Genomic DNA, 13153 nt, shown 5'->3' on the forward strand with positions numbered 1-13153 from the left:
TTGATTTCAAGCACAACATGAGCGAAATTCACTTGGAGTGAACATGATCGAACTAAGACACCTGCGAACCTTAATGGCCCTGAAAGAAAGCGGCAGTTTGGCGGGCGCAGCCAAAAAACGTTTTGTCACTCAATCCGCCCTCTCCCACCAGATTAAGGAGTTGGAGCAAAGGATTAACTCGCCCATTTTTGTGCGTAAGAGTAAGCCACTGTCATTCACCCAAGAAGGTGCACGCCTGTTGCATCTGGCCGAAGAGATTTTGCCTAAGGTGTTAGAAACAGAGACAGATTTGAAGAATGGGCTGGAAACCGAAACCAATCAGTTGCGTGTCGGCATTGAGTGCCATAGCTGTTTTCGCTGGTTAATGCCTGTAATGGAGCAATTTAGGCAAGATCATCCAACTGCCGAGTTAGACTTGTCGAGCCGTCATCTGTTCGACTCGCTCAATGCCTTAGAAATGGGTGAACTGGATATTGTCTTAACCTCAGATCCTGTGCCTGGGCATTCACTCGCCTACCAGCATTTGTTTGATTTTGAAGTGAAGTTAGTGGTTGCTAAGGATCATCCTTTAGCGAAAGAAGCCTATGTCACCCCTAAGCAATTAGCACACTTGCCTATTATCAGTTATCCAGTGCCGTTGACGCGTTTAGATATTTATCGCCACTTTTTAGAGCCTGCGGGCATAGAGGCAGGCGAGCAAAAAACCTGTGATTTAACCATGATGTTATTGCAACGCATCGCCTGTAAAGACGGCATAGCCGCACTGCCAAGTTGGTCGATTAATGAAGGACACGGACTGAGTCTCGCTACGGTAAAACTCGGCCAAGAAGGTCTGAAACGACCGCTATTTGGTGCCTATCGCCGCCACAGTGCTAACTCTGCATTGATCCAAAATTGGTTACAACTGGTGGCGAGGGAAGGTTTATCCCGCCAGCAGAAGACGAATTAATGCGGGTGACATAGAGTAAAAAGCCTGCGAATGCAGGCTTGTTTATTGAGTCAAATGACTATTTCATAGCATCGACAAATTACAGCGGATTCATCAACAATCCACGCATAGACAAGACACGGCGCAGTATCAACCCCGATGAATTAGGATTACGGGTCTGACGCAAATTATGGGCGATCATAAATTCTTGACGCAGATCCTGATCGAGATCTAACGCCTCGAACGCTTCGATGGTTAAGGTCTGTTGTTGATTATCAATCAATGACTTAATCACACTTAAAGGAAATGACTGTTCGGCATTAGCATTTAAATAGGCAAATGCGGTCAGTGCGATAATTTGGCCGAACACACTGAACAGAGCTAAGGTTTGCACTTCGTCAGCATCAACCTCCACACCTTCCATATCCGCTAAGCTATCTACCGCATCCGTTGCAATATCTTCAGTCAGCTTCCAATAACCTTGGACCAACTTTTTATAGGGCTGTGGCAGTTCATCGAGGCGTTCTTTTAAATAGAACGTAAAGGCGTAGCGATAGATATTAACTTGACCTAAGCGGATCAAAGCTTCTTTCAACGAACGAGTTTTGTGATTTTCCACTACAGCAGCCTGTGCGGAATTACTGCGCATAAGCATGTGCGCTGCCAATGCGGGATCGCTCGAGATAATGTCAATCACATTACGAATGTCGCCTTCAGCAAGAATCGCTTTTTTGAGTGGAATTAGAATTCCTCGGCGGCCAATCACTTGCTCTTCGTTCGCTATGATAGCTCTAACTTGAGTAAAAACCTGTTGCTCAAGATCAGTCATAAGACACTTTACACCTGTTTATTAACAATAAGATGATTCGGTTACAGCTCACATCATACCTAAAATACTAAGAATTTCAGCCATAAACAGCAGAGTAAAATATAAATTACTCCTATTTAGTAATGACTGCCCGCTAACACTATAGATAACGACAATTAAACCACTCTACTAAAACGATATTCAAGACTATACCTATTTTAAGATTTATTCTTTGAACTCAGCGTAAAAAATAAAAAGCCAGACTGAGTCTGGCTTTGTTAGTTAGATAGCTCATTAATATTTAGAAGCGGTAGCCCACAGTGAAACGAATATCGCGACCTCGACCAGAATAGTAACTATCCCCCCAATCGCCACCGTAATAACCTGCGCTAACATAATCTTTATCGAATACATTATCGATACGCAGACTGGCAAGCCAAGCATCACGATTATAATTCAAGGCTAAATTACCAAGCACGTAACTTGCTAGCTTATCACCTTGATTAGCGTTATCGCCTTCGATAAAACGATCCCCCGTGTAGATAGCTTCGGCAAATACTTGGAAATGCTCAGCAAAATCCATGCTGACATAACCGCGTCCCGTGTGTTTTGCCACCCAAGACAGCTCTTTGCCATCGTTAGCACCATCGGTAAATTCGGCGTCGGTATAGTTATATTCCAGCCCTAGCTGCAGCGCTTTAGTGATCTGCCAATCCCAATCGGCACCCGTGCCATAACGACGAGAAGCGTCGGCATTTACGTTTGCACCGTTGAAATTTCCACCTATGGGTTTAACTGCACTCGAGTCATAAACAATTTCATCCTCTAAATCGAGACGATATAGGCTGACTCGCAGGGTTTGACTAGCGACAGCCCAATCCCAACCCGCCTCATAGGAACGGCCTGTTTGCGGCTTTAAGCCAAATACGCCCGGCGATGTATAAGCTTGCTCATCCACTTTGGCAAAACGGAAGTTATCATCAGCGCGCACATAGAGTCTGTGCTCCGCAGTTGGGCGGTAATTTAAACCCAGTTCGAATGCGTGGGCATTTTCGTCTAAATCCATGCCATTAGGATAGACATTGCCATCGACTAACTCGTCGGTCACACGCGCATAACGGCCACCCACAACGTAACTTAAAGTATGGCTTAAAGGCACTGTAGCTTGTAGATAGGCGCTTTGCATTTGCTGCACATTACTGCGCGCCATAGTGTCAAAATCAGCCTTACCACGGCTGATGTCTAAACCTGTGACTAGGTTTAGCTCGCCTTGACGCGTACTGTAATTCGCTAACGCTTTAGGGCTAAACATTAACAGTGAGCGTGTGTTATGGCTGTTCGCCCCCCAATTAAGAGAAGACACTAAGGTATCGCTGTAATCTAAATCCGCCGCCAGCGCCCAGTTTTGATTAAGCTGATGCTGGTAACCCGTTCGCGCCGCAGTGGTCATCTCGTGGGCATACTCTACCTTATTTGATGAAGCACGGGGATCGTCTTTAAATTGCTTTTCAGTAAGCGAGCCCGGATTTTCACGATCGTTATCGTAGTAGCTGGTTTCAACAAAGAAGGAGTCTGTGGCTGTTTTATATTGAATGCGGCCAAGAATAGAGCCGGTTTCGTTGGCATTATGCTGGCGATAGTTGTCACCTTGGTTGTAACTACCGGTGAAAAAGTAACGCCAATCTTTGTTGATCGCGCCAGACACATCACCACGACCTTCATAGGTATCAAAGCTACCACCAGATAACTGCACGCTGCCGCCAGTATTTTCAGGGGACTTAGTGACAATATTAATCACCCCGCCCACGGCTTGATCGCCATAAAGTACACCTGCACTACCCGATAAAATTTCAATACGATCCACTTGATTAAGCGGAATGGCATTAAGGCTAGGTGCGGCGATATCGATATTATTGAGACGACGACCATCAAGTAAAATCAGCGTGTTATTAACGGCAGTGCTGGCGCTAAAACCGCGCATCGCAAAGCTAGTTCCAATATTGTTATCCGAAATTTGAATACCGCTTTGACCACGTAAGACGTCGGTCAAATTAGTCGCGCCGCTCATTTCAATCGCAGCGGCATCAATCACATTCACATTGGCGGCAATATTTAACGGGGTCTTATCAGAGCGGCCGATCACGACAAGATGCTCGTCGACTTTAGCTGTGCTGGTATCGTCAGCCGCCATAACGGGCGCGATAATTGAAAAACTGCAAAGGCTGCCGATCAGCAGCGCGATTTTTGTTGGATTTGTTCCCATTTTACCTTTAACTCCTGCAAGGAAAACGGGGCATTGACGCCACGATACCGTTAATTCAGTCATAAATACTGACGGTGATTATCGCATTTTGAGATCTGCCCACCGAAATCTCAAAAACACCTTTAGGGCCGGTCTCCGGACTTAGGCTATGTTAATCCATTAAAGTTGGATTAACGCGAGACTGACCTTTCACATTCTGACTTTCGGGTTCAGTCTTGAACACACCAATCAAACGCGGTCTTCTCTCACCTTTTACCGTTGCGGGGGCAGTGCCAGAATTTCACTGGCTTCCCGATTATCTCACGACGCTATCATCGCAAGCACCACAGAAGGTTGACTCAAAATTAGGTTCAAAGGGCGTACAATCTGTTAACGCCCAACAAGGCTCAGGGCATATCAGACCTGAGCGCGCGCATTATAGACGTCTATACGGATGAAAGTCCATTAATCTCAAGTTAGCGAGAAAACTCACATAAGCTAAAAAACACCATCCCAGTTTTTTGCCGCAGGTTTTGGTCTGTCTTTGCTCAAAATCGCCTGACGCTGCTCAGGGGTTTCGCATTGGGCAACGGGGGTAAAATCCAGCGGTTTAATCACTAACGAGTCAGCAGGTTGCACTGGCGACTTGTCGAACATGGACAAATTCATCGACCAAGAGACCAACTCCCCCTTTTCGCTGATGCCAACATAACCGTCATTTGCGCCATTTAACCAAGTGAGGCGCGGAATACGTGCCATTAACTTTTCCACATTATCACGGTTGGCGCGATAACCAACAGACACCACTTTGCCATCGGGACGCGTAAACACAAAGGAGGCTGGCCCTCGAGTAATGATGCTGCCTTCCTGCCAATATTTATCAAGAATCTCTTGGGCATAGTGAAACCCAAACATATGAGCGTAATCAGTATCGTCGGCCACAATTTGCGGCACGGCCTTATCCCGCAGTAATAAAAAGCCTGAGCCAATGCTGATAATCTCTTTTACCCCTGTGATATCGGTTTTTTTAATCCAATCGACACCACAGTTAATCCCATCGCCCCAAAAATGCGCATCCCCCGTAGGACTTAAAATCGCAAAGGCACAATTGTTTGCCGTCATACTCGCCACATCCTTTAAGGCGCTGCGGATCGAGTAAGCATCACTGCGCCAGCCCCAACTCACCACAGTGCCGTCCTTTTTCAAGGCGGCATAGGTGTGTTGAAAATATTCGATCTTCGCCACATCTGTAAGCTGCGGGAGTAACTTTTTCATATTGGTCGACTCTTCAACCTGCCCCCAAATCACAGCACTGCCCTCTTTTTTGAGGGCGACAAAACTGCGTCCTCTGGCGAAGATATCGACAACATCAACTAATTGATCCTGTACATGTAAGCTATTGCCGCCGTAGGGGCCATAACCCCAAGTATGCACCTTGCCATTGGCATCAAGGGCGGCAATGGCCTCTTGATTGGCGAACAACTTGGTAATATTGGTCATGCGGTTTTGTAAGGCTTTGTCGAGGCTATATTTCCCCGCATTGCCCCAGTACACCACAGTGCCATCTTGACGCAGCGCGGCAAACCCGTCCTTAACTGGGACGATTTGCTTAACTTGCTTAAGCTGCTCCGTCACCTCGCGGCTATCACCGCCAGCATAACTGTCGCCCCAAGTGATCACCTCACCAGATTGCGTTAACGCCGCAAAGGCCGAACTGTTGGTGACCACAGTCTCGACTGCGGGTAAATCACAGGGAATATGGCGATACTGTGGACTCGGATTTGCCTTAAATTGGATGAGTTTACCGTTATCAAACTGTAGCAATGACTCGTTATTACTTTCCACAACGGCCATAGGTTGAGGATCGCTACAGCCAGAGATCTGCATGGCAACCATGCCCACGAGTAAAACCTTAGGCCAAGTGATTCGATGAGTGAGCATTACTTATTTCCTTATATTTGCTTGGAGATGTCATTCAATGTTGTGCAGCGGACAGAGCGAGAATGGATTTACCTAACATCGCCTAATGTCAAAAATGGGCAGAATTCTAGCAGCTTGTTGATAAAAAGACGAAAATGCTCACAGTTTACTCTGCAAGTCCCCTACACAGGCTAGCGCCTAACTGATGGCATGCTATTCTAAGCCCCCATCACCGCTGTTTAAAGGAGTAACAGTATGACTCGCCCTATTATTCTGGATTGCGATCCCGGCCATGACGACGCTATTGCGCTCATTTTAGCTCTCGCCCATCCAGAGCTGGTTCCACTGGCAGTCACCACCAGCGCCGGTAACCAAACGCCGGATAAAACGCTCAATAATGCCCTGCGGATCTTAACCTTATTAAATCGCAGTGATATTCCTGTCGCTGGCGGCGCCGTCAAGCCATTAGCTCGCGAATTAATCATTGCCGACAATGTCCATGGTGAAACCGGACTCGACGGCCCTGCATTGCCTAATCCAAGTTTTAGTCCTCAAGCCATTACCGCAGTTGAATTAATGGCGCAGCAAATTCGCCAAAGTCATCAGCTAGTAACCTTAATTCCCACAGGGCCGCTGACTAACATCGCCCTTTTACTGGCGAGTCATAGCGAGTTACACGATAAAATTGAGCGCATAGTGCTAATGGGCGGTGCAGCCGGTGTCGGCAATTGGACACCAGCCGCCGAGTTTAATATTTTTGTCGACCCGGAAGCTGCCGATATCGTCTTTAAATCCGGTATTCCCATCACTATGTGTGGGCTCGATGTGACTCATCAGGCGCAAATCATGGATGAAGACATAGAACGCATTCGCGCGATTCAAAATCCAATTGCTCAGTGCGTCGCCGAATTATTGGATTTCTTTATGATTTACCACAGAGATCCTAAATGGGGCTTTATTGGTGCGCCATTGCACGACCCCTGCACTATCGCTTGGTTGCTTAAACCTGAGCTATTTGAGGCGCAAGATTGCTGGGTAAGTATTGAAACCCAAAGTGAGTTGACCTTAGGCATGACAGTGGTCGATCGCTATCAGCTAACAGGTAAAGCCGCCAATGCGACTGTGCTGTTTGGGATCGATAGGCAAGGCTTTGTCGATTTACTGGTAGACAGTTTACGCGTCTATGATGCAACTTATCTCAATCACAGATAAAAATGACAGTGAGTCTTCTATGAGCCAGATACTCGTTATCGGCAGTGCAAATGCCGACCATGTGATGAAATTTGAGTACCTGCCCGCTGCAGGGCAAACCTTAATGAGCCGAGATTACCGCCTCGAACAGGGCGGCAAAGGGGCCAATCAAGCCGTCGCCTGCGCGCGCTTAGCCAAATCAGGTTCACGCACTGATTTTATCTGCCATCTCGGCCAAGACAGTATCGGCGATGATATGCGTCAAAGCTGGATGAAAGATGGCATCAGCACGGAAGGGATCCGCCAAATAGCCGGACTGAGCACAGGCACTGCCATGATTTTTATCGGTGATAACGGTGAGAATACGATTGGCGTTGCCGCAGGTGCTAACGCCAGCCTTTCACCCGATGACTTAGAAGCTCATTACGCCCTGTTTGCTAATGCGGAGTACTTGTTAGCACAATTGGAAACGCCCGCTGCCACAGTGGCAAAGGCGCTGCAAATAGCCAAGAATCTTGGCGTGACGACTGTACTAAATCCCGCTCCAGCGACGGCACTTGGCCAAGATGTACTCAAGTGGGTAGATATTATTACCCCCAATGAAACCGAAGCAGAAGCCTTAACGGGAGTTGAGATCAACCATATTGATGATGCACAAATGGCAGCGCAACTTCTCCACCAGCAGGGAGTAAAGATTGTGGTCATTACCTTAGGTAGCCGTGGCGCATTTATCAGCAGCCCAGGTTTTAATGGGCTAATACCTGCGTTTGAAGTGCAGGCCATAGACACAGTCGCCGCAGGGGATACCTTCAATGGCGCCTTAGTTGTGGGCTTAAGCGAGGGCATGTCGATTGCTGCAGCCGTGGGATTTGCCAATGCAGCCAGTGCCATTACTGTCACTCGCCCAGGCGCACAACGTGCGATTCCCTATCGACAGGAGCTTTCGTACTAAAAACGTAAGACGTTCTGAAGTAGACGCCCTGCGTTAGAACAAAAAATTATAATTTATAAATCAAACACATAAATAATAGTTCCTGAGTACTTAGTTCACTCCAAATAAGTACTCACCTATGTTTACCGCTAACAATTTTGCCGCCAATAACGATGCAAGCTTTCAACCTAAAGTTGCATATACATAATTTACACGCTGATTTCATTCCCATTTAATGAAGATTGCTTATGCTAGCAGGTGCATGTCCGAGTCAAAACGGCTCGGCTACCCTTGTTCAAATAAGGAAGTACCAGATGAAAGCAAAAAGCACAGCTTTACGTAACGTGACCAGCACTAGCCTAATCGGCCTAGGATTATTATTCGCTAGCCAAGCGAGTGCCAACGAATGTGAACTGAAAATTGCCGCCACTGATGCAATGCAATTTGACACTAAAGAGCTGTCAGTACCTGCAAGCTGTAAAGAAGTGACCTTAACCTTAACCCACTCAGGCACCTTGCCAAAAGCAGCGATGGGCCATAACTGGGTATTAACTAAGGCAGCCGATATGTCAGCCGTAGCGACCGAAGGTATGAGCGCCGGTCCTGATGCAGCCTATGTCAAAGCCGGTGATACGCGCGTTATCGCACACACAGATTTAGTGGGCGGTGGCGAATCAACGTCTATCACCTTTAGCACTGCCGGTATGAGCGCCACCGAAGCCTACCAATTCTTCTGCAGCTTCCCAGGTCACTGGGCGATTATGCAAGGCAGTTTCAAGTTAAAAGCTTAAGGTGAATGGCTTAGCCTAACGTTAAGTGATAAAAACAAAAAAGCGGATCTTAGGATCCGCTTTTACATTTCAGCCATTGCATTTAGCCGCACTAATTCATCATGGTCTTGGTTGGATGACTAATGGCGCAAAGCTCGTCATCGCATTACCGTTAGCGCCGTTCAAGTTAGGATATTCAACCCCTTCCTGTAAAGTGTAATACACGTCGACAAAGTCATCGTCATTGGTGAACCAAGCATCCGGCATCACACTTAAAATACCATTGGTAATTTGCGGGATCAGCGCATAACCCTGAGCTTCAGGATCGGGGATCGACTTTAAGATCTGCTCCGCCGCTTCCAACAGCTTAGTGGCCAACACTTTATAGTTAGTACCATCGTCATGCTCCATTAAGATCATGTCCGCAGCCGCCCAACGATAACGCTCCCAATGTATGATGATTTGATTCGGATAATAGGTCGTATCCGCATAATCTAAATAGGGCATTTCGACGATATCGAGCACAGGTTCTTCACGGCTCGGGTCAACCCCAGTCACTATGCCGTAAATTTCGGCACGACCAGAAATCCACGGCTCATGGTCATCCGTCAAGGATATTTGTTTGATCACTGTGGTTGAAATCGGCTTTTCAGCTACCGCCTGTGTTTGCGCACGACTCAGTAGCGCGCCCTCTTTTTTCGCTGACTGCGCCTCGGCAAATGTCGCCCGCATCACCTCTAAGCCAGCCACAAAGGCTTTTTTGCTATCGATGCCAACCACAAACACTGGCTGCTGCGGTAGGTTATACACGTCTAATTGATGCACTTTCCCATGAATATCAAAGGCTTCAATATAATCCCACTGACTCTCGTCACCATCGGGCTCATAGGCAAATAAAGGAGACTCACCTTGCTGCCATGGGGTTAACATGGCTTCATCCGCTAGACGCACTTGCACCAGAGAATCCGCTTTGGCACTTAAGCCCTTCACTCGGCGAATTGATGCATCGGCTTGGGTGATCACATTATCATTGAGCCTATGCAGAGACAGAATGTCATCGGCATTTACTGCCAACTGATACTGGTTTATTTCAGTCTGTAAGATAGGCGCGAGCTGCGCATATTGATGGCTTAAATCTAACGCCAATGCCCGTTTAGTATTGGTTAACTGCACTTGTGCATCCAAAGTCGAATCCTTTAGCGACGCTTGTAGTAAGCGTAACGCCTCTCCATCTAAGGCTTGGCCATAACTCAGGGTTGCCGAAGCCGACAAACACAGCAATAAACTGGATTGAAGTAGTTTCATAGGAGTTCCCTTACCTTGATAAAGTTAAACGTGCGTTCGAATTCCTTACATATGAGCACAGAGCAGCATCTAAGTAAATCAAATGATAATAGTTATCGTTAATTATTAATGGTATAGAGTACGTAATCCCGGCTAAATGCGATAAAAACAAGCTAATGACAGCATCAGTAGATCAGTCCAGCCGAACAGAGTGTATGAAGATAAACGAGGAAATAGGATGAAATGAATTGATATGCACAGTTTCGCGAGCGACAAAATCACAAAAGGCAGATCTTAAGATCTGCCTTTTGCTGTTCATCGCCAGAGTGACGTTTCAGAACGCGTTATGCGCGCCCTAATAGTCACACTGGCTTGATAAGACAAGGTTAAACGAATGAGTGTTACTCTTCGTCGAAATCATCTTCATCAAGATCTTCGGCATCAGTTGCCGCTTCAGCCGCTAATGCAGCGGCTAATTTTGCTTTAGCTTGTTTCTCTGAACGACGTTTATTGCGCTCAGTTAACGTGCCTAAAAACACTTGTAATTCAGTTAAGCCCCAAGCTTGCGCTTCGGCTTCAGTCGCAAAGCCATCGTGGCTCTTAGACACAACTGTTTTAGTTGATGTCATGCGACGAGTGATTTCAGTTTTCCAACCGTTGTCGCCCTGTGTCACGCGAAAATCGTATTTTTTGCCCTTGCTCATTCTGCTCTATTTCCTAAATGATGCTTGTCACGTTTGTCTTATCAAGCGAACCAAACGCTCATCATAAAACAAAAGGAGCGCAGTGTACTTGATTTCGGCCCAGAAAGATCGCCCAGATGAAAATATTCATGCCAGTTTCATCGACTCGCTCAGTGGAGTCAATGCTCACCTCTAAAGCAACACTGTGCATATATCCCGAACGTCCTCTGTCTAAGGCAGTTTATCGCAAGCTAGCGTGCCTTAGATAATAGTCGTGCAAACGGTATATATTCTTGTTTATGTCATACAAATAGGCTTTTTCAGTCACATTAACACTTTAGAGTTTCTGATTAATATTAATAATTTACATCATTACTCATAGGTAAATCTGATGAAACTACGCCCTATTTCGTCGCTCTCACTCGTCCTGTTAATTGCCACGAGCGCTTTATTAGCCGGTTGCAATAATGACGATGATAACGCCGCAGTCACGCCACCCACCAGCAAACCCGTTCCTGCTCAAGTGGGAGAAAGACCCTTCTTCCTCGTACGTCAGATGCAAGACAGCACACTTAAAACCCGCTTAGAACAATGCACCACTGACAATTTTTATCGCAGCGAATTTTCCATAGGTCACCGTGGCGCGCCAATGAAATTCCCTGAGCATACAAAGGAATCCTACCAAGCGGCTATCGATTCTGGCGCAGGCATAGTCGAGTGTGATGTCACCTTCACCGCCGATAAAGTTTTAGTTTGCCGCCACTCACAGTGCGATCTTGCCAGCACGACCAACATTTTAGCCATACCCGAACTTGCCAATAAATGTTCAAGCCCATTCACTCCTGCTGATGCCGCCAATGGCGTCAGCGCATCGGCAACCTGTTGCACTAGCGATATCACCCTTGCCGAATTTAAAACTCTCAAGGGTAAGATGGAAGGCAACAATCCGAAAGCGACCACTGCGGCCGAATTCATCAATGGCACCCCAAGCTGGCGCACCGATCTTTATGCTGGCAATGGCACCTTGATGACCCACGCTGAAAGTATTGAAATGTTTAAAAAAGCCGGTGTGAAGATGACGCCTGAGCTAAAAGCGGCGAGCGTATCTATGCCCTTCGATGGTTTTACTCAGCAGGATTACGCGCAAAAAATGTTGGATGAATACACGGCGGCGGGCGTCGATGTTTCGCAAGTATTCCCCCAGTCATTTATTTTGGATGACATCAAATACTGGGTCGCCAACGCACCTGAATTTGCGAAGCAAGCCGTGTTTCTCGATGACAGATACGATTATAACAGCGCCTTTGATCCGCAGAACTCAGCCACTTGGTCACCATCAATGGCGGATTTAAAGACCCAAGGCGTCGAAATTATTGCACCGCCACTCTGGGTATTAGTCGCCTTAGATGCGGATAAGAAAATCATTCCTTCGGAATACGCTAAGGCCGCCATAGGCGCTGGGCTTAAGATCATCACTTGGTCGCTGGAGCGATCTGGTTTATTAAAAAATGGCGGCGGCTTTTACTATCAAAGCATTACCGAAGCGATAGATAATGAAGGCGATACCTTTGAATTACTTGATGTACTTGCGAAAGATGTCGGCGTGATTGGAGTGTTCTCCGACTGGCCCGCCACAGTGACTTACTATGCTAACTGTATGGATTTATAAGTTTTAAAACAGAAAAAAAATGCGTTAACGATTCATCGTTAACGCGTTTTTTTATTGCGAAAATAGTCTTTATCTCGCCGCGAGCAAGCTATTTAAACAGGTGCTGGATATTCTTTAAATCGCCCTTACCTTCGGCAATTTCTTCAGGCGTTAACCCTGTGACTTCGTGCGGGAAAACTAACCAGTCTTCAGAGGCGTGAATGTAATAGTCGGGTTTTAAAGGCACTGCGGTATTTTTTGGCTTGTAATAAGGGCAAGCGATACGGATATCGGTTGGCATATTTAGGCGCATCAGTTGGCTGAGTTTTTCTTTTAATGCATGAATACTACGGCCAGAGTCAAACACGTCATCCACAATCAACAAACCGTCACTCGCGTTCGCATTTTCAACGATGTAATGCAGGCCATGAACTTTGATTTCTTTGCTTTGTTTGTCGGTGCCAATCCCATAATAAGAAGAGGTACGCACGGCAATGTGATCGGTTTCAACTTGTTTAAAATCGAAAAACTCCTGTACCGCGATCCCGATTGGAGCACCGCCACGCCAAATACCCACGATAAATTGCGGACGAAAGCCACTCTCATACACTTGCGAAGCTAATAAAAATGAATCTTCCAGCAATTGCTGCGCGGTAACAAAATACTTTTCTGACATGACACAGTCCCCATCACATTGATTTTATTCTTAGGTCGTTAAAGCAAAAGCTTATGACCCCTGTAAGGTCTG

Annotated in this window: 11 protein-coding genes and 1 riboswitch; of the genes, 5 read left to right on the top strand and 6 right to left on the bottom strand. The window is 46.6% G+C overall.

Going from position 1 to position 13153, the window contains the following annotated elements; all coding sequences use genetic code 11:
- Nucleotides 1–43: 43 nt before the first annotated feature.
- Nucleotides 44–949 (top strand): LysR family transcriptional regulator, encoded by a 906-nt coding sequence (locus ACHA99_RS19035; RefSeq protein ID WP_028761667.1) that lies wholly within the window; start codon nucleotides 44–46, stop codon nucleotides 947–949.
- Between the two features lie 79 nt (nucleotides 950–1028).
- Here ACHA99_RS19035 and ACHA99_RS19040 read toward each other — a convergent pair whose 3' ends face one another.
- The 3 genes from ACHA99_RS19040 to ACHA99_RS19050 all read right to left on the bottom strand — a co-directional run bounded on the left by ACHA99_RS19040 (nucleotide 1029) and on the right by ACHA99_RS19050 (nucleotide 5919).
- Nucleotides 1029–1757: an HDOD domain-containing protein gene (locus ACHA99_RS19040; RefSeq protein WP_105250172.1), complete on the bottom strand. Its 729-nt coding sequence runs from the start codon at nucleotides 1755–1757 to the stop codon at nucleotides 1029–1031.
- Nucleotides 1758–2037: 280 nt separating this feature from the next.
- Entirely contained in the window at nucleotides 2038–3999 is a 1962-nt protein-coding gene (locus ACHA99_RS19045; RefSeq protein WP_393944405.1) for a TonB-dependent receptor, read from the bottom strand.
- Between the two features lie 108 nt (nucleotides 4000–4107).
- A riboswitch (cobalamin riboswitch) is annotated at nucleotides 4108–4342 on the bottom strand.
- 134 nt (nucleotides 4343–4476) lie between these two features.
- Nucleotides 4477–5919 carry a hypothetical protein gene (locus tag ACHA99_RS19050; RefSeq protein WP_393944407.1) on the bottom strand — a complete coding sequence of 481 codons (1443 nt, stop codon included), beginning with the start codon at nucleotides 5917–5919 and terminating at the stop codon, nucleotides 4477–4479.
- Between the two features lie 234 nt (nucleotides 5920–6153).
- Between ACHA99_RS19050 and rihA the strand changes: the two genes are divergently transcribed.
- The 3 genes from rihA (at nucleotide 6154) to azu (ending at nucleotide 8811) form a co-directional block, all read left to right on the top strand.
- Complete coding sequence (rihA, locus tag ACHA99_RS19055) at nucleotides 6154–7110, top strand: pyrimidine-specific ribonucleoside hydrolase RihA (RefSeq protein ID WP_393944409.1); 957 nt, start codon at nucleotides 6154–6156, stop codon at nucleotides 7108–7110.
- Between the two features lie 19 nt (nucleotides 7111–7129).
- Nucleotides 7130–8041: a ribokinase gene (rbsK, locus tag ACHA99_RS19060; RefSeq protein WP_393944411.1), complete on the top strand. Its 912-nt coding sequence runs from the start codon at nucleotides 7130–7132 to the stop codon at nucleotides 8039–8041.
- A gap of 293 nt (nucleotides 8042–8334) precedes the next feature.
- Entirely contained in the window at nucleotides 8335–8811 is a 477-nt protein-coding gene (gene azu / locus ACHA99_RS19065) for an azurin (RefSeq protein ID WP_028759449.1), read from the top strand.
- Nucleotides 8812–8910: 99 nt separating this feature from the next.
- Here the strand turns inward: azu and ACHA99_RS19070 are convergent, their stop codons facing one another.
- Together ACHA99_RS19070 and ACHA99_RS19075 are read right to left on the bottom strand one after the other, a co-directional pair.
- Complete coding sequence (locus tag ACHA99_RS19070; RefSeq protein ID WP_393944413.1) at nucleotides 8911–10095, bottom strand: DUF3103 domain-containing protein; 1185 nt, start codon at nucleotides 10093–10095, stop codon at nucleotides 8911–8913.
- A 380-nt stretch (nucleotides 10096–10475) separates the two neighbouring features.
- A complete protein-coding gene (locus tag ACHA99_RS19075) occupies nucleotides 10476–10778 on the bottom strand; it encodes a DUF3622 domain-containing protein (protein ID WP_105250177.1) in 303 nt (100 codons plus the stop codon).
- A gap of 370 nt (nucleotides 10779–11148) precedes the next feature.
- Between ACHA99_RS19075 and ACHA99_RS19080 the strand changes: the two genes are divergently transcribed.
- On the top strand, nucleotides 11149–12426 hold the full coding sequence (locus ACHA99_RS19080; protein ID WP_393944416.1) for a glycerophosphodiester phosphodiesterase family protein: 1278 nt from the start codon (nucleotides 11149–11151) through the stop codon (nucleotides 12424–12426).
- Nucleotides 12427–12514: 88 nt separating this feature from the next.
- Here ACHA99_RS19080 and ACHA99_RS19085 read toward each other — a convergent pair whose 3' ends face one another.
- Nucleotides 12515–13081, bottom strand: a complete 567-nt coding sequence (locus tag ACHA99_RS19085; protein WP_028759331.1) for a phosphoribosyltransferase — start codon at nucleotides 13079–13081, stop codon at nucleotides 12515–12517.
- Nucleotides 13082–13153: the final 72 nt, after the last annotated feature.

The sequence above is a fragment of the Shewanella sp. S23-S33 genome, from assembly GCF_043359565.1.
Lineage (GTDB): Bacteria > Pseudomonadota > Gammaproteobacteria > Enterobacterales > Shewanellaceae > Shewanella > Shewanella oncorhynchi.

Excerpts from the sequence above, each read along its gene's own strand:
- ACHA99_RS19035 (WP_028761667.1), top strand. The coding sequence starts at position 44 with ATGATCGAACTAAGACACCTGCGAACCTTAATGGCCCTGAAAGAAAGC.
- ACHA99_RS19040 (WP_105250172.1), bottom strand. The coding sequence starts at position 1,757 with ATGACTGATCTTGAGCAACAGGTTTTTACTCAAGTTAGAGCTATCATA.
- ACHA99_RS19045 (WP_393944405.1), bottom strand. The coding sequence starts at position 3,999 with ATGGGAACAAATCCAACAAAAATCGCGCTGCTGATCGGCAGCCTTTGC.
- ACHA99_RS19050 (WP_393944407.1), bottom strand. The coding sequence starts at position 5,919 with ATGCTCACTCATCGAATCACTTGGCCTAAGGTTTTACTCGTGGGCATG.
- rihA (WP_393944409.1), top strand. The coding sequence starts at position 6,154 with ATGACTCGCCCTATTATTCTGGATTGCGATCCCGGCCATGACGACGCT.
- rbsK (WP_393944411.1), top strand. The coding sequence starts at position 7,130 with ATGAGCCAGATACTCGTTATCGGCAGTGCAAATGCCGACCATGTGATG.
- azu (WP_028759449.1), top strand. The coding sequence starts at position 8,335 with ATGAAAGCAAAAAGCACAGCTTTACGTAACGTGACCAGCACTAGCCTA.
- ACHA99_RS19070 (WP_393944413.1), bottom strand. The coding sequence starts at position 10,095 with ATGAAACTACTTCAATCCAGTTTATTGCTGTGTTTGTCGGCTTCGGCA.
- ACHA99_RS19075 (WP_105250177.1), bottom strand. The coding sequence starts at position 10,778 with ATGAGCAAGGGCAAAAAATACGATTTTCGCGTGACACAGGGCGACAAC.
- ACHA99_RS19080 (WP_393944416.1), top strand. The coding sequence starts at position 11,149 with ATGAAACTACGCCCTATTTCGTCGCTCTCACTCGTCCTGTTAATTGCC.
- ACHA99_RS19085 (WP_028759331.1), bottom strand. The coding sequence starts at position 13,081 with ATGTCAGAAAAGTATTTTGTTACCGCGCAGCAATTGCTGGAAGATTCA.